At 70.4% G+C, this 21,002-nt stretch carries 22 protein-coding genes, 1 tRNA gene and 1 pseudogene; 14 read left to right on the forward strand and 10 right to left on the reverse strand.

Annotated elements, in window-relative coordinates; genetic code table 11:
* The first annotated feature begins 166 nt into the window (after window positions 1-166).
* From ACIPSA_RS18005 to ACIPSA_RS18030, 6 genes are all read left to right on the forward strand, one after another.
* Window positions 167-1,186: a sugar ABC transporter substrate-binding protein gene (locus ACIPSA_RS18005; RefSeq protein WP_402635519.1), complete on the forward strand. Its 1,020-nt coding sequence runs from the start codon at window positions 167-169 to the stop codon at window positions 1,184-1,186.
* Window positions 1,186-2,262: an ABC transporter permease gene (locus ACIPSA_RS18010; protein ID WP_402635522.1), complete on the forward strand. Its 1,077-nt coding sequence runs from the start codon at window positions 1,186-1,188 to the stop codon at window positions 2,260-2,262. Before ACIPSA_RS18005 ends, ACIPSA_RS18010 begins: the two co-directional genes overlap by 1 nt.
* Before the next feature lie 5 nt (window positions 2,263-2,267).
* A complete protein-coding gene (locus tag ACIPSA_RS18015; RefSeq protein ID WP_402635524.1) occupies window positions 2,268-3,182 on the forward strand; it encodes an ATP-binding cassette domain-containing protein in 915 nt (304 codons plus the stop codon).
* Between the two features lie 2 nt (window positions 3,183-3,184).
* Window positions 3,185-4,087, forward strand: a complete 903-nt coding sequence (locus ACIPSA_RS18020; RefSeq protein WP_402635527.1) for a sugar phosphate isomerase/epimerase family protein — start codon at window positions 3,185-3,187, stop codon at window positions 4,085-4,087.
* A gap of 142 nt (window positions 4,088-4,229) precedes the next feature.
* Window positions 4,230-5,474, forward strand: a complete 1,245-nt coding sequence (locus ACIPSA_RS18025; RefSeq protein ID WP_402635530.1) for a serine hydrolase domain-containing protein — start codon at window positions 4,230-4,232, stop codon at window positions 5,472-5,474.
* A 52-nt stretch (window positions 5,475-5,526) separates the two neighbouring features.
* Window positions 5,527-5,739, forward strand: a complete 213-nt coding sequence (locus ACIPSA_RS18030) for a hypothetical protein (protein ID WP_402636654.1) — start codon at window positions 5,527-5,529, stop codon at window positions 5,737-5,739.
* 120 nt (window positions 5,740-5,859) lie between these two features.
* On the opposite strand, the gene ACIPSA_RS18035 is transcribed toward ACIPSA_RS18030, so the two are convergent.
* Together ACIPSA_RS18035 and ACIPSA_RS18040 are read right to left on the reverse strand one after the other, a co-directional pair.
* A complete protein-coding gene (locus ACIPSA_RS18035; RefSeq protein WP_402635533.1) occupies window positions 5,860-6,864 on the reverse strand; it encodes a Gfo/Idh/MocA family oxidoreductase in 1,005 nt (334 codons plus the stop codon).
* An 86-nt stretch (window positions 6,865-6,950) separates the two neighbouring features.
* A complete protein-coding gene (locus tag ACIPSA_RS18040; RefSeq protein ID WP_402635536.1) occupies window positions 6,951-7,727 on the reverse strand; it encodes an SDR family oxidoreductase in 777 nt (258 codons plus the stop codon).
* Between the two features lie 135 nt (window positions 7,728-7,862).
* Between ACIPSA_RS18040 and ACIPSA_RS18045 the strand changes: the two genes are divergently transcribed.
* Window positions 7,863-8,894, forward strand: a complete 1,032-nt coding sequence (locus tag ACIPSA_RS18045; protein WP_402635539.1) for a LacI family DNA-binding transcriptional regulator — start codon at window positions 7,863-7,865, stop codon at window positions 8,892-8,894.
* On the opposite strand, the gene ACIPSA_RS18050 is transcribed toward ACIPSA_RS18045, so the two are convergent.
* Window positions 8,875-10,035 carry a Gfo/Idh/MocA family protein gene (locus ACIPSA_RS18050; RefSeq protein ID WP_402635542.1) on the reverse strand — a complete coding sequence of 387 codons (1,161 nt, stop codon included), beginning with the start codon at window positions 10,033-10,035 and terminating at the stop codon, window positions 8,875-8,877. The genes ACIPSA_RS18045 and ACIPSA_RS18050 overlap by 20 nt on opposite strands.
* A gap of 129 nt (window positions 10,036-10,164) precedes the next feature.
* Here ACIPSA_RS18050 and ACIPSA_RS18055 point away from each other — a divergent pair, with 129 nt between their 5' ends.
* Window positions 10,165-11,175 carry a LacI family DNA-binding transcriptional regulator gene (locus ACIPSA_RS18055; protein ID WP_402635545.1) on the forward strand — a complete coding sequence of 337 codons (1,011 nt, stop codon included), beginning with the start codon at window positions 10,165-10,167 and terminating at the stop codon, window positions 11,173-11,175.
* Here the strand turns inward: ACIPSA_RS18055 and ACIPSA_RS18060 are convergent.
* Complete coding sequence (locus ACIPSA_RS18060) at window positions 11,165-11,509, reverse strand: cupin domain-containing protein (protein WP_402635548.1); 345 nt, start codon at window positions 11,507-11,509, stop codon at window positions 11,165-11,167. The two genes, ACIPSA_RS18055 and ACIPSA_RS18060, sit on opposite strands and share 11 nt — an antisense overlap.
* 149 nt (window positions 11,510-11,658) lie before the next feature.
* On the opposite strand from ACIPSA_RS18060, the gene ACIPSA_RS18065 reads away from it, so the two are divergent.
* Window positions 11,659-12,171 carry a hypothetical protein gene (locus ACIPSA_RS18065; protein ID WP_402636657.1) on the forward strand — a complete coding sequence of 171 codons (513 nt, stop codon included), beginning with the start codon at window positions 11,659-11,661 and terminating at the stop codon, window positions 12,169-12,171.
* Window positions 12,172-12,192: 21 nt separating this feature from the next.
* Complete coding sequence (locus ACIPSA_RS18070; RefSeq protein ID WP_402635551.1) at window positions 12,193-13,407, forward strand: serine hydrolase domain-containing protein; 1,215 nt, start codon at window positions 12,193-12,195, stop codon at window positions 13,405-13,407.
* A gap of 2 nt (window positions 13,408-13,409) precedes the next feature.
* On the opposite strand, the gene ACIPSA_RS18075 is transcribed toward ACIPSA_RS18070, so the two are convergent.
* Window positions 13,410-13,988: a TetR/AcrR family transcriptional regulator gene (locus ACIPSA_RS18075; protein WP_402635554.1), complete on the reverse strand. Its 579-nt coding sequence runs from the start codon at window positions 13,986-13,988 to the stop codon at window positions 13,410-13,412.
* 224 nt (window positions 13,989-14,212) lie between these two features.
* On the opposite strand from ACIPSA_RS18075, the gene ACIPSA_RS18080 reads away from it, so the two are divergent.
* A complete protein-coding gene (locus tag ACIPSA_RS18080; RefSeq protein ID WP_402635557.1) occupies window positions 14,213-15,640 on the forward strand; it encodes an MFS transporter in 1,428 nt (475 codons plus the stop codon).
* Window positions 15,641-15,683: 43 nt separating this feature from the next.
* A tRNA-Pro gene (locus tag ACIPSA_RS18085) sits at window positions 15,684-15,757 on the forward strand.
* 308 nt (window positions 15,758-16,065) lie between these two features.
* Here ACIPSA_RS18085 and ACIPSA_RS18090 read toward each other — a convergent pair.
* From ACIPSA_RS18090 to ACIPSA_RS18100, 3 genes are read right to left on the reverse strand one after another with little or no spacing between them, the layout of a single operon-like run.
* Window positions 16,066-16,938, reverse strand: coding sequence for a haloalkane dehalogenase (locus ACIPSA_RS18090; protein WP_402635560.1), 873 nt, complete (start codon window positions 16,936-16,938; stop codon window positions 16,066-16,068).
* 32 nt (window positions 16,939-16,970) lie between these two features.
* On the reverse strand, window positions 16,971-17,375 hold the full coding sequence (locus tag ACIPSA_RS18095) for a pyridoxamine 5'-phosphate oxidase family protein (protein WP_402635563.1): 405 nt from the start codon (window positions 17,373-17,375) through the stop codon (window positions 16,971-16,973).
* Window positions 17,372-18,064, reverse strand: a complete 693-nt coding sequence (locus ACIPSA_RS18100; RefSeq protein WP_402635565.1) for an NAD(P)-dependent oxidoreductase — start codon at window positions 18,062-18,064, stop codon at window positions 17,372-17,374. The genes ACIPSA_RS18095 and ACIPSA_RS18100 overlap by 4 nt, the downstream gene beginning before the upstream one ends.
* Before the next feature lie 76 nt (window positions 18,065-18,140).
* On the opposite strand from ACIPSA_RS18100, the pseudogene ACIPSA_RS18105 reads away from it, so the two are divergent.
* A pseudogene (locus tag ACIPSA_RS18105) lies at window positions 18,141-18,728 on the forward strand (TetR/AcrR family transcriptional regulator); the annotation flags it as partial.
* Window positions 18,729-18,840: 112 nt separating this feature from the next.
* Complete coding sequence (locus ACIPSA_RS18110) at window positions 18,841-19,101, forward strand: hypothetical protein (protein ID WP_402635569.1); 261 nt, start codon at window positions 18,841-18,843, stop codon at window positions 19,099-19,101.
* Window positions 19,102-19,580: 479 nt separating this feature from the next.
* Here the strand turns inward: ACIPSA_RS18110 and ACIPSA_RS18115 are convergent, their stop codons facing one another.
* Together ACIPSA_RS18115 and ACIPSA_RS18120 are read right to left on the reverse strand one after the other, a co-directional pair.
* Complete coding sequence (locus ACIPSA_RS18115) at window positions 19,581-20,333, reverse strand: HAD family hydrolase (RefSeq protein WP_402635572.1); 753 nt, start codon at window positions 20,331-20,333, stop codon at window positions 19,581-19,583.
* Window positions 20,323-20,937: a GNAT family N-acetyltransferase gene (locus ACIPSA_RS18120; protein WP_402635574.1), complete on the reverse strand. Its 615-nt coding sequence runs from the start codon at window positions 20,935-20,937 to the stop codon at window positions 20,323-20,325. The genes ACIPSA_RS18115 and ACIPSA_RS18120 overlap by 11 nt, the downstream gene beginning before the upstream one ends.
* Window positions 20,938-21,002: the final 65 nt, after the last annotated feature.

The following is a 21,002-nucleotide window of genomic DNA, read 5'->3' on the forward strand; positions in this document are numbered from 1 at the left end:
CCTGAGCGTGAAATGATGTCTTAACAAAGTATTGACAGCGGGCGTGGCAGGGACTTGGATCCCGTCCCAGCACACAGCACATGACCCGGACCGCCTCCCGGCCCCGGGTCACGGATCCTCGTCGATCCCCTCCCTTTCCCCCGTCGCACAGTGAGGTGCCGGAAAGATGGACCGCTCTTCGTACTCCCGCTCCCGCAGACTGGCCCCCGTGGTGGCCGTGGCCGCAGCGGCAGCGCTCGCCCTCGCCGGTTGCTCCAGCAGCTCCGGTGGAAAGAAGTCCGAAGAGGGAGGGGCGAACGCCTCCGCGGGCAAGGCCACCACTCCCCAGATGACGGTCGCGCTGGTGACCCACCAGTCGCCGGGCGACACCTTCTGGGACATCGTCCGCAAGGGTGCCGAGGCCGCCGCCGCCAAGGACAACGTCAAGCTCGTCTACTCGGCCGACCCGAACGCGGGCAACCAGGCCAACTTCGTGCAGAACGCGATCGACCAGAAGGTCGACGGCATCGCCATCACCCTCGCCAAGCCCGACGCCATGAAGGACGTCGTCGCCAAGGCGAAGTCGGCGAACATACCCGTGGTCGGTCTGAACTCCGGCGTGAGCGACTGGCAGAAGCTCGGTCTGATGGAGTTCTTCGGCCAGGACGAGAGCGTGGCGGGCGAGGCGCTCGGCAAGAGGCTGAACGAGGCCGGCGCCAAGAAGGCCGTCTGTGTGATCCAGGAGCAGGGCAACATCGGCCTGACCCAGCGCTGCGACGGCGTGAAGAAGACGTTCTCCGGCACGACTGAGACGCTGTACGTGAACGGCACCGACATGCCGTCCGTGAAGTCGACGATCACCGCCAAGCTCAAGCAGGACAGCGGCATCGACTATGTGGTCGCGCTCGGCGCGCCGTACGCGCTGACCGCCGTCCAGTCCGTGAGCGACGCGGGCAGCAAGGCGAAGGTCGCCACCTTCGACCTCAACAAGGAACTGACCGGCGCGATCTCCAAGGGGACGATCCAGTTCGCGGTGGACCAGCAGCCGTACCTGCAGGGCTACCTGGCGATCGACTCCCTGTGGCTCTACAAGAACAACGGCAACTACATGGGCGGCGGGGAGCAGCCGGTGCTGACCGGCCCGGCCTTCGTCGACAAGACCAACGTCGACAAGGTCGCCGCGTTCGCCTCGAAGGGCACCCGGTGATGAGCATGGCCCAGCAGGGTGGGCCGGCGGTGACCACACCGCCGGCCCCCGGCCCCAAGGCGACCGACGGCCGCACGAGCCGACGACCCCTGGCGCTGCGGCTGCTGGCCCGGCCCGAGGTCGGCGTCTTCCTCGGCGCCGTGGCCGTCCTGGTCTTCTTCCTCATCGCCGCGCCGTCGGTCCGCCAGGGCAGCTCGATGGCCACGGTGCTCTACCAGTCGTCGACCATCGGCATCATGGCCCTGCCGGTGGCCCTCCTGATGATCGGCGGAGAGTTCGACCTGTCCTCCGGCGTCGCCGTGATCACCTCGGCGCTCACCGCGAGCATGCTCAGCTACCAGCTGACCATGAACGTGTGGGTCGGCGTGATCGTCGCGCTGATCCTGTCGCTGGCGGTCGGCGCGTTCAACGGCTGGATGGTGGTCAAGACCGGGCTGCCGAGCTTCCTGGTCACCCTCGGCACGTTCCTGATCCTGCAGGGTGTGAACCTGGCCGTCACCAAGATGGTCACCGGCAACGTGGCCACCGACGACATCAGTGACATGGACGGCTTCGACCAGGCCAGGAAGATCTTCGCCTCGTCGTTCGACGTCGGCGGCGTTCAGGTGAAGATCACCATCGTGTGGTGGCTGGTCTTCGCCGCCATCGCCACCTGGGTCCTGCTGCGCACCAAGTACGGCAACTGGATCTTCGCCGTCGGCGGCAACAAGGACAGCGCCCGCGCGGTCGGTGTCCCGGTGAACTTCACCAAGATCACCCTGTTCATGACCGTCGGCTTCGGCGCCTGGTTCATGGGCATGCACAACCTGTTCTCGTTCAACACCGTGCAGTCCGGCGAGGGCGTCGGCCAGGAGCTGATCTACATCGCCGCGGCCGTCATCGGCGGCTGTCTGCTCACCGGTGGTGCCGGCTCCGCGATCGGCCCGGTCTTCGGCGCCTTCATGTTCGGCATGGTGAACCAGGGCATCGTCTACGCCGGCTGGAACCCCGACTGGTTCAAGGCGTTCCTCGGCGTGATGCTGCTCGGCGCCGTCCTCATCAATCTGTGGGTCAGTCGCACGGCGACCCGGAGGTGACCTTCATGACGACCAACGGAACCGGCACCCACGGAGCCGTCCTCCAGGACTCCGCGCCCGAAGGCTCGGACCGGCCCATCGTCGAACTGCGGGGCGCGGGCAAGTCCTACGGCAACATCCGCGCCCTGCACGGCGTCGACCTGGCCGTGCACCCCGGCAAGGTGACCTGCGTCCTGGGCGACAACGGCGCCGGCAAGTCCACCCTCATCAAAATCATCTCGGGACTGCACCAGCACACCGAGGGCGACTTCCTCGTCGACGGCACCCCGGTGCGCTTCTCCAGCCCCCGCGAGGCCCTCGACAAGGGCATCGCCACCGTCTACCAGGACCTGGCCACCGTCCCCCTGATGCCGGTGTGGCGCAACTTCTTCCTCGGCTCCGAGATGACCAAGGGCCCCTGGCCCGTGCGCCGCCTCGACATCGAGAAGATGAAGCAGACCGCCGACGAGGAACTGCGCAACATGGGCATCGTCCTGGACGACCTGGAACAGCCCATCGGCACCCTCTCCGGCGGCCAGCGCCAGTGCGTGGCCATCGCCCGCGCCGTCTACTTCGGCGCCCGCGTCCTCATCCTCGACGAGCCCACCGCCGCCCTCGGCGTCAAACAGTCCGGTGTCGTGCTGAAGTACATCGCCGCCGCCCGCGACCGCGGCCTCGGCGTCATCTTCATCACCCACAACCCCCACCACGCCTACATGGTCGGCGACCACTTCAGCGTCCTGCGCCTGGGCACCCTCGAACTGACCGCCGACCGCAGCCAGGTCAGCCTCGAAGAGCTCACCAACCACATGGCCGGCGGCGCCGAACTCGCGGCCCTCAAGCACGAGCTGGCCCAGGTCCGCGGCGTCGACGTGGAGGAACTCCCCGAGGAGGAGGACCTCACCGCGCCCGTGGCGACCCATCCCGAAGGGACCTCCTGACCATGGCGAACGCCCTCGACCGCATCCGGGTGGGATCGGCCCCCGACTCCTGGGGCGTCTGGTTCCCGGACGATCCCGGGCAGGTGTCCTGGGAACGGTTCCTGGACGAGGTGGCCGAGGCAGGTTACTCGTGGATCGAGCTGGGCCCGTACGGCTATCTGCCGACCGACCCGGCCCGGCTCACAGACGAGGTGGACAGGCGGAACCTGAAGGTGTCGGCCGGCACGGTCTTCACCGGCCTGCACCGCGGCCCCTCCGTCTGGGACGCCACCTGGGAGCACGTCAGCCAGGTAGCCGCGCTCACCCGGGCGATGGACGCCAAGCACCTGGTGGTGATCCCCTCCTTCTGGCGGGACGACAAGACCGCCGAGATCCTGGAGCCGCCGGAGCTGACCGGCGAGCAGTGGGCCCACCTCACCAAGGGCATGGAACGGCTCGGCCACGAGGTGAAGGAGACGTACGGCCTCGACATCGTCGTGCACCCGCACGCCGACACGCACATCGACACCGAGGCGCACGTCGAGCGCTTCCTCGACTCGACCGACTCCGAGCTGGTCAACCTCTGCCTGGACACCGGTCATTACGCGTACTGCGGCGGCGACAGCGTCAAACTGATCGAGACGTACGGCGAACGCATCGGCTACCTGCACCTCAAGCAGGTGGATCCGCAGATCCTCGCCGACGTCGTCGCGAACGAGGTACCGTTCGGCCCGGCCGTCCAGCGCGGTGTGATGTGCGAACCACCTTCCGGCGTGCCGGAGTTGGGGCCCGTCCTGGAAGCGGCCCAGAAACTCGGTGTCGATCTGTTCGCGATCGTCGAGCAGGACATGTACCCGTGCGAGCCGGACAGGCCGCTGCCCATCGCGGTGCGCACACGGCAGTTCCTGAGGTCGTGCGGGGCGTGAACAGGCGCCCGTGACGGAGCGCTGCCGCACCGTCGCGTTGTCGGACAGGAGTACCTGCGGGCCGCCGTCGCCGAGAGGCGACGGCGCGCGGGCACTCCTATGCTGGGTGCAGGGCACGCGTCCTCACCTGGGAGTTGAGCCCATGTCGCACTCCTCGACACGACTGCGCAGGGGGGCCGTTGTCGTCACCGCGGCGGGGATGCTGATGGTGCCGGCCGCGGGCGGAACCGCCGTGACCCTGCCCCCTTCGGCCCCGGTGGCCGCCGATCCCCCCTCGCCCTCGCCGTCCGGCGACGAGGTCCGCGCACTCACGCCCGCCGTGCAGCGGCAACTCGACGCGACCGTGCAGCGGATCATGCGGGAGGCGGACATCCCCGGAGTGACCGTCGGCCTGTGGACGCCCGACAAGGGGCAGTACGTGCGGTCCTTCGGCGTCGCCGACAAGAGCACCGGCCGGATGATGTCCCCCGACCTGTACATGCGGATCGGCAGCGAGACCAAGACGTTCACGGTGACGGCGCTGCTCGAACTGGCCGACCAGGGCAGGGTGGGCCTGGACGACACGATCGACAAGTACGTCAGCGGCGTACCGAACGGGGACAGGATCACTCTGCGCCAGCTGGCCGGCATGCGCAGCGGGCTCTTCAACTACTCCGAGGACGACGACTTCTTCAAGGCGCTGACGTCCGATCCGCAGCGGCCGTTCACCCCGCAGCAACTGCTCGACTACGCCTTCAGGCACCCCGTGCTGTTCCCGCCGGGCGAGAAGTTCGACTACTCCAACACCAACCTGATCCTGCTCGGCCTGGTCGTCGAGAAGGCGAGCGGCATGCCGCTCGCGGACTACATCCAGCGCCACGTCCTCGACCTGGTGGGCCTCGGCCACACGCTCTTCCCGGCCGGCAACGAGTTCCCCGAGCCGCACGCGCAGGGCTACACCGACCAGACGGCGACCGGCAAGGTGGAGGACTCGGCCGACTGGAACCCCTCCTGGGGCTGGGCGGCCGGCGCGATGATCTCCAACCTTCAGGACCTGCGCGTCTGGGCACCCACGGTGGCCACGGGCCGGCTTCCCCACGGCGGTTACCTGATCAGCCCCGCCATCCAGAGGCAGCGGCTCACCACGCCCGCGACCCCCATCCCGGGCGCCGGGTACGGCCTCGGCATCTTCGACGTCCAGGGCTGGATCGGGCACAACGGCTCCCTGCCCGGCTACGAGTCCCTGACCATCTACCTCCCGTCGGCCCGGGCGACCCTGGTCGTGCTCCTCAACACCGACATCAACTACAAGGGCCAGGAGCCCAGCACCGTGCTCGGCGACGCGATCACGACGATCGTCTCCCCGGACCATGTCTTCAACCTGCCGGCGGAACCGGCGGCGCGGTGAGAACGTTCAAGGGATGACAGGGACTGTGAGCACCGCAACCGGGGAGGACAGCATGGAGCACGAGGAGCACCGGGACGAGCCGGTGGCCCTGGCCGTGGCCGAGGCCGAGGGGGAGGCCGAGGCCACGCTGCGCCGGGCCCGGTTCGGCGCCCTGCCGGAGCGGGTCCGGCTGGAGGACATGGTGGAGGAGCGGCAGGCCACGCCGCGCGATCCCGCGCGGGACGCGTACGACCCCGACGAGGTCGCGATCCGTTACGGTCTGTGAGTCTCAGGCAGGCGGAAAGTACTCCTGCAGCTCAGAGTGGTGTAGCGATACCGGTACTCCCCGGGGCGAAGGGGGCGGGTGCGGGCACAGGGGATCCGTGCCCGCACAGGGGTTGGTGGGTCAGGCGTTGCGGACCTCGGCGATCGTCACCGGTCGGTGCTCGTGCAGGGACAGCGTGCAGGCCTCCGCGATCCAGCCGGCCTCCAGGGCGTCGGCGACCGTGCAGGGGGACGGCCGGGTGCCGGCGACCACCTCGGTGAACGCGGTGAGTTCGGCGCGGTAGGCGTCGGTGAAGCGGTCCATGAAGAAGTCGTGCGGGGTGCCGGACGGGAAGGTCACTCCGGGCTCGACCGAGCGCAGCGGGAGCTTGTCCTCCAGGCCGACGGCGATGGAGTCCTGGAAGCCGTGCAGTTCCATGCGGACGTCGTAACCCCGGGCGTTGTGGCGGGAGTTGGAGACCACCGCGATCGTGCCGTCGTCGAGGGTGAGGACCGCTCCGGTGGTGTCTGCGTCGCCCGCCTCCTTGATGTAGTCGGCGCCCCGGTTGCCGCCCACGGCGTACACCTCGGTCACCTCGCGGCCGGTCACCCAGCGGATGATGTCGAAGTCGTGGACGGAGCAGTCGCGGAAGATCCCGCCGGACGCGGCCACGTACGCGGCCGGGGGCGGCGCCGGGTCCAGCGTCGTCGAGCGGACCGTGTGCAGCTTGCCCAACTCGCCGCCGCGCACCGCGGCCCGCGCGGCGACGAATCCCGCGTCGAAGCGGCGGTTGTAGCCGATCTGGATCGGCACGTCCTTGCCCTCGACGGCCTTCAGCACCTCGACGCCCTCGCTCATGGTCCTGGCGACGGGCTTCTCGCAGAAGACGGGGATGCCGGCCTCGACGGCGGCGAGGAGCAGCCCCGGGTGGGCGTCGGTCGCGGCGGCGACCACCACGCCGTCCACCCCGGCGGCCAGCACGGCCTCCGGCGAGTCCGCGACCTCGGCACCGAAGCGTTCGGCGGCGGCCTTGGCGGCCTCCGCGAACGGGTCGGCGACGACGAGCGACTCGACGGCGCCGAGTCCGGAGAGGGTCTCGGCGTGGAAGGCGCCGATGCGGCCGAGACCGAGGATTCCGATACGCATGTGCTCCGCTGCTCCTTGTGCGTGTGGTTACTGTCCGTTGCCGGGGCTCAGCCCCGGACCCCGGTCGCCCTTCGGGCTCGTTCCGTTCAGTCCAGCCCGCCCAGTACGTTCTGGTCCCAGTCGATGATCGAACCGGTGACCACCCCGGACCGGTCCGACAGCAGGAGGACCACGAAGTCGGCGATCTCGTCCGGCCGGCCCAGCCTGCCCATCGGCAGCCGGGCCGCGGCCTGCTCGCGCCAGTCGTCCCCGGCGCCGTGGAAGGTCCGCTGCGTCGCGTCCTCGCCCTCGGTCGCCGTCCAGCCGATGTTCAGGCCGTTGATCCGGATCCGGTCCCAGCGATGGGCGTGCGCCGCGTTGCGGGTCAGGCCGATCAGGCCCGCCTTGGCGGCGACGTACGGGGCGAGGAACGGCTGTCCGCCGTGTGCCGAGGACGTGATGATGTTGACGATCGTGCCGGGCGACTTGCGCGCCACCATGTCCGCCACCGCCGCCTGCATCGCGAAGAACGGGCCCTTGAGGTTGATCGCGATGTGCGCGTCGAACAGCTCGGGCGTGGTGTCCAGCAGGGTGCCGCGGGAGGTCAGCCCCGCCGAGTTCACCAGGCAGTCGATCCGCCCGTACGCCTCGACCACGGCGGCCACGGAGGCCTTGGCCCGGCCGGCGTCCGACAGGTCGGCCCGGACGTACAGGGCCTTGCCCCCGGCAGCCGTCAGTTCGGCCACCAGTGCCTCGCCCGGCTCCGGACGCCGCCCGGTGACGGCCACGGTCGCGCCCTCGCGCACCGCGGCCCTCGCGACGGCGGCGCCCACCCCCTGGGTGCCGCCGTTGACGAGGACGACCTTGTGGTCGAGAAGTCCCATCGGTTCGTTGCCCTTTCGGTCACGGCGGCGACGCACCATCGGTCACGGGAGCGACGGAGCCCTGTCATTCTTGTCAGTACAAACACCTCGAACAACCAGCAGGAAGCCATCAAAAACCCCTCAAGGAGCGTTCCCGTGGGCCATCCCTTCCCGATTCGCGAGATCGCACGTCAGGCAGGCCTCAGCGAGGCCACGGTGGACCGTGTGCTGAACGGCAGGGGCGGCGTGCGGGAGAGCACCGCCGAGGAGGTCCGCCGGGCCGTCGCCGACCTGGACCGGCAGCGCACCCAGGTCCGGCTGGTCGGCCGTACCTTCATGGTCGACATCGTGATGCAGGCGCCGGAGCGGTTCACCACGGCCGTACGCGCCGCCCTGGAGGCGGAACTGCCCTCGCTGCACCCGGCCGTGCTGCGCTCCCGCTTCCACTTCCGGGAGACCGGGCCGGTGCAGGAACTGGTCGCGACCCTGGACCGGATCAGCCGGCGGGGCTCGCAGGGCGTGATCCTCAAGGCACCGGACGTCCCCGAGGTCACCGCCGCCGTCGGCCGGCTCGCCACCGCGGGCATCCCCGTCGTGACGCTGGTCACCGACCTGCCCGCGAGCGCCCGGCTGGCGTACGTCGGCATAGACAACCGGGCGGCGGGCGCCACGGCCGCGTACCTCATGGGCCAGTGGCTCGGCGGCCGCCCCGGCAATGTCCTCACCAGCCTCAGCAGCGGCTTCTTCCGCAACGAGGAGGAGCGCGAGATGGGCTTCCGCAGCGCCATGCGGGCCCGCCACCCCGAGCGCACGCTCGTCGAGATCGCCGAGGGGCAGGGCCTGGACGCCACCCAGTACGACCTCGTCCGGGCCGCCCTGGAACGCGACCCGGAGATACGGGCGGTGTACTCGATCGGCGGCGGCAACATCGCCACGCTGCGGGCCTTCGAGGACCTGGGCCGCGACTGCGCCGTCTTCGTGGCCCACGACCTCGACCACGACAACACCCGGCTGCTGAGCGAGCACCGCCTGTCCGCCGTGCTCCACCACGACCTTCGCCACGACATGCGCGAGGCCTGCCACCTGGTGATGCGCGCCCATGGCGCGCTGCCGCCCGCGGGACCGGTCCTGCCGTCGGCGATCCAGGTGGTCACCCCGTACAACATGCCTACGGGGTCGGCACGTTGACCCATCCGCCGGTCTGCGCGGACCGGGTCATGGCGTCCAGTACGGCGGCGCTGTGTACGGCGTCGCCGAGGGTCGTGCCGTACGGCCGGCCCTCGGCGACCGAGCGCAGGAAACGGTACGCCTCGATGACCTTCAGGTCGTCGTAGCCCATGGCGTTGGCCGCGCCCGGCTGGAACGCCCCGAACTCGCCGTCGCCGGGGCCGACGTACACCGTGCTGACGGGCTGGTCCTGGTAGGTCGTACCGCGGCTGACCGCCAGCTCGTTCATCCGGCGGAAGTCCCAGAAGACCGCGCCCTTGGTGCCGTGCACCTCGAAGCCGTAGTTGTTCTGCTCACCCACTGAGACCCGGCACGCCTCCAGGACGCCGCGGGCACCGGAGGCGAAACGCAGCAGGCAGTTGACGTAGTCCTCGTTCTCGACCGGGCCGAGCTCGCCGCCCGAGGCGAGGGCGTGGCCCGCGGTGGCACCCGTCGGGCGGGCCCGCTCCGGCACGAAGACCGCGGTGTCCGCGGTCAGCGAGGCGATGTCGCCGAGCAGGAAACGGGCCAGGTCCACGCCGTGCGAGGCCAGGTCGCCGAGCACACCGCTGCCGCCGCGCTCGCGCTCGTACCGCCAGGTCAGGGCGCCGTCGGGATGGGCCGCGTAGTCGCTGAACAGTCTGATCCGCACATGCGTCACCGTGCCGATGTCACCCGAGGCGATCAGGTCGCGGGCGGCCTCCACGGCGGGCGCGTTGCGGTAGTTGAAGCCGACCGCGCCCTGCACCCCGGCCCTGGTGACCGCCTCGGCCACGGCTCGGGCGTCCCCGGCGGTCAGGCCCACCGGCTTCTCGATCCAGATGTGCTTGCCGGCCTCGGCCATCGCGACACCGATCTCCCGGTGCAGGAAGTTCGGTGCGGTGATGCTGACCGCCTGGACACGCGGATCCGCGGCCACCTCGCGCCAGTCGCGGGTCGTCGAGGCGAACCCGAACTGCGCCGCGGCCTCCTCGGCCCGGCCCGGCACCTCCTCGGCCACCGTCACCAGCCGGGGCCGCAGCGGGAGCCGCGGGTAGTGGTGCGGAACGCGGGCGTACGCCTGGGTGTGCACCCGGCCCATCCAGCCGAACCCGACGACGGCGACACCGAGCGCATCCACCATGACAGCCCCTCAGCCCTTCTTTGGACCGGTCCATTCCTTGTCCAGGCCACACTGGGAGGCGGATTCCATGCTGTCAAGCCCCTCGAAGCCCTTTGACAACAACGCCCATCGCATGGAACGGTCCACGTCATGAGACCGCCGACGATCCGCGACGTGGCCGAGCGGGCCGGGGTGTCCAAGTCGCTGGTCTCGCTGGTGCTGCGCGGCTCCGGACAGGTGCGCCCCGAGAAGCGGGAGGCCGTGCTGCGGGCCGTGCGAGAACTCGGCTACCGGCCGAACGCGGCCGCGCGCAGCCTGAGCGAGCAGCGCACCCGCACCGTAGGCGTCCTCCTCAACGACCTGCGCAACCCGTGGTTCGTCGACCTCCTCGACGGCCTGAACTCGCTGCTCCGCGACAACGGTCTGCACATGCTGCTCGCCGACGCCCGGCTGAACCGCCGCACGGGCGACGACCTCACCGGACCCTTCCTGGACCTGGGCGTCGACGGACTGGTCGTGGTCGGCACCCTGCCCGATCCCGCCGTCCTCGGCCCAATCGCCGAGCGGATGCCGCTCGTCGTCGCGGGCGCCCGGGAACCGGCGCTGCCGGGGGTGGACATCGTCGCGGGCGACGACGAGAGCGGAGCGCGCCTGGTCACCGAGCACCTCATCGGGCTGGGCCACCGCCGGATCGCGCACATCGCGGGGTACGGCGCCGTCGGCGAGCTGCGCCGGCGCAGCTTCGAGGCGACGATGCGGGCGCACGGGCTCGCCGCCCAGGCCCTGGTCGAGGCCGGCGACATGACCGAGGAGGGCGGCTACCGCACGACCGTACGGCTCCTGAGCCGCCCGGACCGGCCCACCGCCGTCCTCGCCGTCAACGACATCGCCTCCGTCGGCGCGCTCTCGGCGGCCGAGGAACTCGGGCTGCGGGTGCCCCGGGACGTGTCGGTGACCGGCTACGACAACACGAGCATCGCCCGCCTGCGCCACGTCTGGCTGACGACGGTCGACACGGCCCCGCACGAGGTCGGCCGCCGCGCCGCCCGCTGCCTCCTCGACCGCTTCGAGACGCCCGGGGGAGCAGGCCGGGTCCACCTCGCCGCGCCGACGCTGGAGATCAGGGGCACCACCGCGGCGCCCCCGGACCTCACAGGTTGATCGCGTACGCCTTGCGCAGCGTCTCGTGCACCGTCCACGTCGTACGGTCGCCCTCGCGCAGCACGGCCAGGTCCCCGGGCCCGACCTGAAGCGTCGGCCCGCCCTCGACCTCGATCGTCGCCGAGCCGCTGATCACGACGAACAGTTCGTCCGCCTCGGTGTCGGTGACCACGCCCGGGGTGATCTGCCAGATCCCGCGGATCCGCCGGCCGTCCTCCGACTCCCAGACCACCTTTCCGGTCACCTCGGGCGTCCCGGAGACGATCTGCTCCGGGTCGAGCGGCTCGGGTTCGAGCTCGGCGTCGGGGATGTGGAGAGCGAAACTGTGCGTCATGGGGCGACCGTAGCGAGATCATCCGCCCCGCCGCCGTCGACAGAGTGTGCGGCATCGGGCCTGGTGGGAGGACACTTCGTCGGGGTACGGCGGAGTGGCGCCGCCGCCCCGAGCGGGTGATCGTGAGGAGCATGGCTGACTTCACGAGCATGGCTGACTCCACGTCTGCGGCCGCCGAGCCCCGCGGCCACGACACCCGCGAGGCCGTCCTCTTCGGCGGTGTCTACGGCGCCGTACTGTCCAGCTCGATGGTCGCCGCGCTCACCCAGTACGGCCACTCCTCCCAGGCCGACCGCCGCTACGACGCCCTCTGGCTGCTGGTGACCGCGCTCGCCTCCGCCCTCGCGCACGGCTACGCCCACTACATTGCCGAGCGCGGCCCGCACCGCGGCTGGGACGTCCTGCGGACCCTGGTCGACGAGTGGCCGCTGGTCGCCGCCGTGATCCCGACGATCTTCATCCTCGCGGGGGCCGGGTGGGGCTGGTGGCCCGCGAACGGGGTCGAGTATCCGGCGTTCGTCCTGAACATCCTCATCCTGTTCGTCCTGGGGCTGGTCACCGCCCGCTGGTCGGCGCGCACCTGGCCGGTGGCCGTGCTCACCGGCGCGGTGGACGCGCTGCTCGGAGTGGTCGTGGTGGTCGCGAACGCGCTCATCCATTAGGCCGGTGCCACCATGGGCCTCATGGCCCGTTCGACCGGTGTCCGTGCCGTCTCGCTGTGTGCCGCCGCCCTCCTCGCCGTGGCCGTGCAGACGACGGCGGTGCCGGCCGTCGGGCGCCCCGACCGGGGCTGCGCGGTCGGCGGGCAGAGCACGGACGACCGGGCCCGGAAGGTGCTGGACATCGTGCGGCAGGCCCGTCGGGAGCTGGATCTCAAGGCCGTACTCGTACGGGTCACGGTGGACGGGCGCGAGCTGGTCACCGACGCCGCCGGTGAGTCGATGGACGGCGTCCCGGCCACGCCCGCCATGCACTTCCGGGCCGGTTCGGTCGCCTTCGCCCAGCTCGGAACCGTGCTCCTGCAGCTCGTCGACGAGGGCCGGGTGGGCCTCGACGCCCCCGTCTCCCGCTGGTTTCCCGATCTGCCGCACGGTGACGAGATCACGCTGCGGATGCTCGGCGACTCCACCTCCGGCCTGCACGACTACGTCATCGACCCGGCGTTCGTGAAGAAGTTCTACGCCGCCCCCTTCCGGCACTGGACCCCCAGTGAGCTGCTCACCTTCCCGCTCGGTCACTCCCTGTGGTACGCGCCGGGCACCGACTGGAGCTATTCGCACGCCAACTTCGTCCTCCTCGCCGAGGCCCTGGAGAAGATCACCGGGACCCCGATGGACAGGCTGCTGCGCGAACGCGTCCTCGACCCGCTGGGGCTGAGCGAGACCTCCAACAGCTTCACCCCGGAGATCCCCCGGCCCGTGCTGCACGCCTACGACGCCGAACGCGGCACCTACGAGGAGTCCACCTTCTGGAACCCGTCCTGGACCACCGCCCCCGGCGCCGTCCTCACCACCGACATCTGCGACCTGGCACGCTCGGCCCAGGGCATCGGATCGGGCGAGCTGCTCTCCCGGCACTCCTACCGGGTGCAGCTCGACCCCGGCACCCCCGGGCTCGGCGCCCCGACCGCGGGCTGCCCCGCCACCGTGTGCCTGAAGCAGACCGAGGCCTTCCACTTCGGGGTGGGCGTCATCGTCAAGAACGGCTGGGTCCTGCAGAACCCGTCCTTCGCCGGCTTCGCGGCGGTGCAGGCCTACCAGCCCGACGAGCGGCTCGCCATCGCGGTGTCCACGACCGTGGGCCCCAAGGCGCCCGGCGGCAACACGGCCCAGACGATCACCAACCGCATCGCGGCCGCCCTGGCGCCGGACCACCCTCTCGACCTCGCCGTCGGCTGACCTCAGCGGGCGACGCGCACGCCGTCCAGCGCGATCGCCAGCACGCGGTCGCGCTGGGCGTCGTCCTCGAAGGACGTCGCCGTGATGCCGGCGACCATCCGCACCAGGTCGCCGAAGTCCATGTCGGCGCGTGCCTCGCCCGCCTTCTGTGCCCGCTCCAGCAGCGGGCCCCCGGCGCCGTACATCGAGTCGCGGCAGGCCTGGAAGATCTCCGACTCGTCGTCGAGGGCCTCCCGCACGGCCCGCTTGGTGACCATGTAGCCCGTGAACCGGTTCAGCCAGGTGGTCAGCGCCTCCCACGGCGGCAGCTCGGCGACCTCCACCGCAGCCTGGCACAGGGCGTTCACCTCGTCCGCGTAGACGCTCTCGAAGAGGTCGCGGCGGGTGGGAAAGTTCCGGTACAGGGTGCCGATGCCGACGCCCGCGCGGCGGGCGATGTCCTCCAGGGAGGCCTCCGCGCCGTGCTCCGCGAACGCCTCGCGCGCGGCCGCGAGCAGGGCGTCGTAGTTGCGGGCGGCGTCCTTACGGTGCGGTCGCCGGGACGCGACGATCTCGCTGACGGGGAGCGGCTGGGCCGTCACGGGTGCCTCCCGGGCGGGGTCGATTGAACCGGAGGTATCCCTCCGCTATGGTGGAGGGGTACCTCCACTTTAGCAGTGCGGGGTGTATTCGCCGCGGGCAGACGTGTCCGTGCGGCGATCCCCCGATTCCTCGGACACCCCCGATTCCTCGGACACCTCCGATTCGTCGGTCACCCTCATTCTTCTTCCTTCTTCTTCGCGCTCCGATCCGGAGAGGCTCCCTCATGCCCCGCAACTCCACCCGACTCACCTTCGCCGTCCTCGCGACCGGTGCGGGCGTGTTCGCCATGCTGCAGTCGCTGATCGCGCCGGCCCTGCCGACCGTCCAGCACGCGCTGCACACCTCGCAGTCCACCGCGACCTGGGTGATGACGGCGTATCTGCTGTCCGCCTCGGTCTTCACGCCGATCCTCGGCCGGGTCGGCGACCTCGTCGGCAAGAAGCGCACCCTTGTCGCCGTCCTGCTGACCGTGCTGGCCGGCTGTCTGGTCGCCGCGCTCGCGCCGAACATCGGTGTCCTGATCGTCGCCCGGGTCGTCCAGGGCGTCGGCGGCGCCCTGTTCCCGCTGTCCTTCGGCATCATCCGGGACGAGTTCGCCCCGGGCGAGGTGAGCCGCAGCATCAGCAACCTGTCCGCCGTGATCGCGGCCGGCGGCGGCGTCGGCATCGTGGCCGCCGGCCCCATCGTCTCCGCGCTCGACTACCGCTGGCTGTTCTGGATCCCGGTCGCCGTCGTCGCCGCGACCGTGGCGATCGCCGTCCGCTATGTTCCCGAGTCGCCCAACCGGGCGGGCGGGAGCGTCAGTTGGCTGGGCGCCGTACTGCTGTCGGCCTGGCTCGTGGCCCTGCTTCTGCCGCTCAGTCAGGCGGGGCGCTGGGGCTGGGGCTCGGTGAAGGTGATCGGGCTGTTCGCCGCTGCCGCGGTGCTGTTCGCCGTGTGGCTGTCGGCCGAGTCCCGCTCCCGCACCCCGCTGATCGACCTGCGCGTGATGCGGCTGCCCGCGGTGTGGACCACCAACCTCGCCGCCCTGCTGTTCGGTGCGGGCATGTACGCGATCTGGTCCTTCCTGCCCGGGTTCCTGCAGACGCCCCGCTCCGCCGGTTACGGCTTCGGCGCGAGCGTCACCGAGTCCGGACTGCTCATGCTGCCGATGCTCGTCGCGATGTTCCTCGCCGGTGTGCTCGGAGGCCGGCTGGCACCCGTCATGGGCGCCAAGGCGCAGCTCACCACCGGTGCCGCGCTCGGCGCGCTCGCCCTCGGCTTCCTTGCCCTGTGGCACGACCAGCGGTGGCACATCGCTCTTGTCGCGGGCGTGTTCGGCCTCGGCATCGGACTCGCCTTCGCCTCCATGGCCAACCTCGTCGTGGGCAGTGTCCCGCCCGAGCAGACCGGCGCCGCCACCGGTATGAACGCCAACATCCGCACCATCGGCGGCTCCATCGGCGCCGCGCTCACCAGCGTCCTGGTCACCGGCCGGATCCAGCCCTCCGGCCTGCCGTACGGCTCCGGCTACACCCACGGCTTCACCCTGCTGGCGCTGCTGTGCCTCGCCGCCGCGGGTGCCGCGCTCCTCGTCCCGGTCCGGCGCCCCGGCCGCGCCACCGGCCCTGTCGCGGAGCGGACGGCAGCGGCACCCGTACGCGTGCGGTAGGGTTGACCTGCGCGATCACGCGGAACACCGCGTGACATCGCACCGGGACGTGGCGCAGCTTGGTAGCGCACTTGACTGGGGGTCAAGGGGTCGCAGGTTCAAATCCTGTCGTCCCGACTTTACGAAGTCGCAGGTCAGGGGCCGTTTCAGAGGAGATCTGAAACGGCCCCTTGATCATTCTTGGGGACCAGCTGGGGACCAGCGCACTCGACTGGGGTGAAGCGCACCTTGACCCGGTCAAGGTGCGCTGCGTGGAGGCTTCGAACTGGTGGAGGACGCCGCCGGCGCGTAGTTCGCGCAGGTCCGGGATGGGATGTGGTTGTAGAGGGTGTCGGGGGAGACGCCGAGCAGCTTCGCGATCGAGGTGACGGAGCGGCCGGGGTCGGGCAGGAGGCCGCGGGCGGCGCCGCCGTGATCGAGGACGCCTACGGGCGTGCCAGCCCGTGACGGTCGGCCCAGTCGTCGATCGCCGAGGCCAGCTCCTCGGGGCGGTCCTCCGGGGAGTGGTGGCCGGCCAGGCCGTGGCGGGAGACCTCCAGGCACGCGATGTTCTCCTCGCACCAGGCCACGGTCCCCTGGTCGGTCATCGCGCCCGGTCCCGGCTCGAACGCGGCGAGCAGTTTGGGGACTTCAGGGCTGGCGGCCAGCCAGGCGTCGTACCGCTCGATGCGGGCCACGACGTCGGCGGGCTCGGCGTCCAGCGGCATCATGCGCGTCCACGCCAGTACCGGGCGGCGGCTGTGCGGGGTCGGGAAGGGGTGGCGGTAGACCTCCAGGTCGGCAGGGTCGAGCGGGGTGGCGAGTGTGTCTGGGAGCCCTTCGATGAACAGCGACTTCTCCAGGATCATCTCCTCGCCTATCCCGGGGGTGCGTAGGAGAGCGAACAACTTCCGCCCGGCTGCCGGGAATTCGTCGCCGACCAGCGGCTTGATGATGGTCTCCGTGAAGGCGAGGCCGCGGACGGTGCCCGGGAGGCGGGCGGCGCGGTCGAAAGCGAGCGCGCCGCCCCAGTCATGGCCGACGAGGACGGCGTCGGTAAGGCCGAGGGCGTCGAACCACGCGTCGAGGTAGCGGGCGTGGTCGTCGAAGGAGTAGGCGAGGTCGGGCTTGCCGGAGTCACCCATGCCGATGAGGTCGGGGGCCAGCAGGCGGCGGCCGGGTGCGGCCACCCCCGGCAGGACGTTCCGCCACAGGTGGGAGGAGGTGGGGTTGCCGTGAAGGAAGACGAAGGGCAGCCCGTCGGGGTCGCCGGACTCGCGGTAGTAGAGGGTGGAATCGAGGACGGGGAGGGTGGGCATGGCGGTGTCACTTCGCTTTCGATACGGGGGATTCAGAGGTTGAGGTGCAGGACGCGGTCGACGGCGATCTCGACGACGACCAGGTCCAGCGGGGCGGGCGGGTCCGCGTGGTAGCGGACGGTATAGCGGCGGACCGCCTCGGCCAGGTGAGCGGGGGCATCGGTGACGGCGGCCCGGCCTTCGAGTGTGATCCAGCGGAAGCCGTCCGCCTGACAGAGCGCTGCACGGGCCGCCGGGCCGCCCGCCTTCACGTTCCGGGCCTTGCGGGCCCCCGCCCGGGTGGTCACCCGGACCAGGCCGGTGGCCGCGTCGAAGGTGAAGCGGACGGGGGTGACGTGCGGGGTGCCGTCGGGACGGAGGGTGGTGAGGGTGGCCGCGTGCGGGAGAGTGAGGAACGCTCGTGCGGTGGCCGGGAGCGGGAAGGCCGGGCGGCTCACTTCTTCTTCACGCCCTCGTTCCAGATCAGCTTGGCGATGTTCGGCTGCACGGCCGTGGTGATGACGCCCATGGCCGTACGGACATACCGCCGCTCCGTCATTTCGCGCAGCATGCTCGCGGCGAGGTCGGCCCGGGCGGTGAAGACGCCGTCGGCGCTGGTCTCGGCAGTGTGGTAGTCCGTGACGACGGGGTGCTCGAACAGGCCCGAAGGCCGGACGAAGGTCCAGTCGAGGCCCGTCTGACGGATCACGGCCTCCATACGGCGCATGTCCTCGTGGAGGGTACGGCCGAGACGTCGGTTCACCAGCGGGTCGAGCACATGGTTGAAGAAATGCGCGCCGGTAGGGCGCCAGTTCGGGTCGGCGATGCTGGAGCTGACGGCGAGCAGCCGCTTGATGCCGTGGCGGGCCATGGCCCCAGTGATGACGGTGGCGCTCGCCGAGTACGTGGTGATGGTCTCCTTGCTGAAGCGCGCGCCCAGCGCGGAGAGGACGGCGTCCGTGCCGTCGATCGCGGCGCCGACAGCCGCCGGGTCGGTGGCGTCGGCGACGGCCACGGCAAGGCCGGGCCGCGCGGACAGGGAGCCGGGTCTGCGGGTCACGGCGACGACCTCGTGGCCGACGGCCAGGGCCTGGTCGGTGAGGCGGCGGCCGGTCGGTCCGTTGGCGCCGAAGACTGCGATACGCATGGTGTCGGGTCATCCCTTCGTGTGGCAGCGGGAACGCTCTTGACTGTGCTGCTCACCCAACGCAGGCTCAACGCTGATGAATAACGCCGTCCCTGCCCCCGCCCGCACCCGAGGCCGCCCCCGCGGCAATCCGCCGACCCGCGAGTCGATCGTCTCGGCGGCCCGTTCGCTGTTCCTGGAGCACGGCTACCGGAGTACCACCCTGCGCGCGGTGGCCGGGGCCGCCGGAGTCGACCCGGCGCTGATCGCGTACCACTTCGGCTCGAAAAGGGGCCTGTTCGCGGACGTGATGCAGTTCCAGTGCGCCAATGCGCTGGCGGTGGACGGCGTCCTCGGCGGCGACCCGGCCACCCTCCCCGACCGCCTGATCGACGCGGTGACGGACCTGTGGGAGGACGCCGACTTCCAGCAGCTCACCATCCAGGGCGACGAGGCCGCCGAGGCGATCCGCGAATACCTGGAACGCGAGCTGCTGGCCCGGCTTGTTGAATTTCTCGGCGGCCGGGACGCGACCGCCCGCGCCACGGCCGTAGTGACGATCCTCGGCGGCCTCATCTACACCCGCTACCTCAACCCCCTCCCCACCCCCGCCGCCCTCACCCCGTCCGAGATCCGTCACAGCCTGACCCCGGCGCTGCGCGCGGTACTGGCCCCGAGGCTGCGCGCCTCGGCGCCGACCACTGCCGGCCGTCGGGGCTCGCCGACCTCGGGCGGAGGCGCCGTCCGCCAGGGCGACTTCCCGCAGGTTCCCACTGGCCGGACCCGTCCTGACCCGCTTGGCCGCATACCTCGACCACCGGACGAAGACCTGGCCCACGACCCGTGACACCCACCTGTTCATCAACCGCAAGACCGCCCCGCGAACAACACCGGCCAGCCGCAACTTCCCCTGGATCGCGGACCAGTTGAAGCCACAGGAGCTGCGCGAGGACCGCATCCTGCAGGAGATCCATGCCACAGGCGGCGACGTCCGGCGCATCTGCGACCTGTTCGGGCTCTCGATCACCGCCGCGCTCCGATACACCCAACACCCTTGAGCACCCGGACTTGGCAGGTGGTCTCACCGCGAACCCGAGCACCAGCGGCGCAAGCTGAGCGGCGGTGGCAAGGTTCTGGTCGGTGATCTGCGAGTCCAGTCCATGCAGCGCGTCGGCGGCGGATGGTCGTACACGATCGTGTGGCCGGACGGGTCGGTGGAGGGGGAGTCCGACAGCTTCCCGCGCATGTATGAGGGCAGTGGCACGCAGAAGACGTATGCCTACCACCTGGTCGACCACCTGTGGTGGCGGGTCCGGGCGCCCGCTCCAACCTTCGCTTCGTCGACCAACACATCGCCGACCTCGAAAACCAGATCCTCGAACAGGCTCCCTCATGAACGACCTCGCACGCGCCGCCGCGCCGGGCGCCCTCGCTCGGAACCAAGCCACGTCGCTCGCCCGCGAGATGGAGCAGTTCCTCGATCAATGCGACGAGAACGTCGAGGAAGCCCTCGCGACCCATTTCGGCCTCAAGGCACTCAGACGGCCGTCTTTCCCGTCACGGCCTTGACCACGGCGGTGGTGTCTGTCAGGTCGGGTAGGACGACGTCTGCTCCGGCGGCCGTGAGTTCGTCGGCGCTCGTGGTTCCCGTGGCCACGGCGATGCTCCTCGCACCGACCGCGTGAGCGGTGGAGATATCGCGGAGGGTGTCACCGATGATCACAGTCGTCGCGCCGCAGTAACGCGTGCCGAGACGCCGATGGACGCGATCGAAGGCGTGTCTTGGGAGGTCGGCGCGCTCAAGGGCGTCGCCGCCGTACGCGCCCAAGCGGAAGTCGACATGGCCGGCGAGACCGAACACCGTCATCTTCAAGATGGCAAGCGGATACAGGTTTCCAGTGAGCACCGACTGGCGCACCCCGGGCAGGGCCTCAACAGCGATCAGCGCTTCGAGCGCGCCGGGCAGAACCCGCCCGTGCGCGGCCAGGTCGTCGGCCCGGACGCGGAGTTCCGTAACGATCAGGTCCAGGAACGTGTCGAGCAGCGCGCCGCCGGGATTCAAGGAGTGGGCCCGCAAGACCTCTTCTGCGGCGGCCAGTTCAGTACGGCCATCGAACCTCCAAGGAACTGTCAGAGGCTGCCCTGTCGCCTTCTGGAAGGCCGCGGCGTAAGCCTGCCGTGCGGCGTCACCACACTCGATCAACGTATGGTCGATGTCCCAGAGCACCAGCCGGGACGCAGACATGCCGGCCGTGACCGGAGCCTCCGGCGCCACGGCGCTATGCGTCATGGCCGAGTCCTTCCAAGCGGGCAGTCAGGCGTTCCTTGGCAGCAGGCCATTCCCGGGCAAGGATCGAGAAGTACACCGTGTCGCGCCAGGTGCCGTCCGGCCGTCGGCGATGACGGCGCAGGACCCCTTCGCGGTGTGCACCGAGACGCGCGATGGCTGCCTGCGAGCGGTGATTGAGATGATCGGTCTTCAACTGCACGCGTCCCATGCCCAGGTCTGCGAAAGCATGGGTGAGGAGAAGCAGCTTCGTCTCGGTGTTGACCGGGCTTCGCCAATACGCGCGCCCGTACCACGTCCAGCCGATCTCCAGCCGTTCGTTGGCCACGTCGATGTCCATGTACGTGGTCCAGCCGACGGCCTGGCCGCTCGCACGGTGGATGACCGCGAAGGGAACGTACTCACCGCGGTCGGCGTCCCCCAGCAGCGCGGCGAGCTTGCCACCCAGCTCCTCCTGGGTCCTTGGTGCCGGCCCGCCCTGCCACCTCCACACCTCCTCGTCGCGGCCTCCCGCGGCGAACAGCTCACCGAGATGCTCCATCGCCAACGGCTCCAGGCGTACGTGGCGGCCGGTGAGCGTGACGGGCAGGGGAAATGAGGCAGGCATGCCGCGGAATGTATCCGGACATCGCGCTAGGAGCAAATAGATTCTGCCCTAGTGCAATTCGCCTT

Source organism: Streptomyces sp. NPDC086549 (genome assembly GCF_044746205.1).
GTDB lineage: Bacteria > Actinomycetota > Actinomycetes > Streptomycetales > Streptomycetaceae > Streptomyces.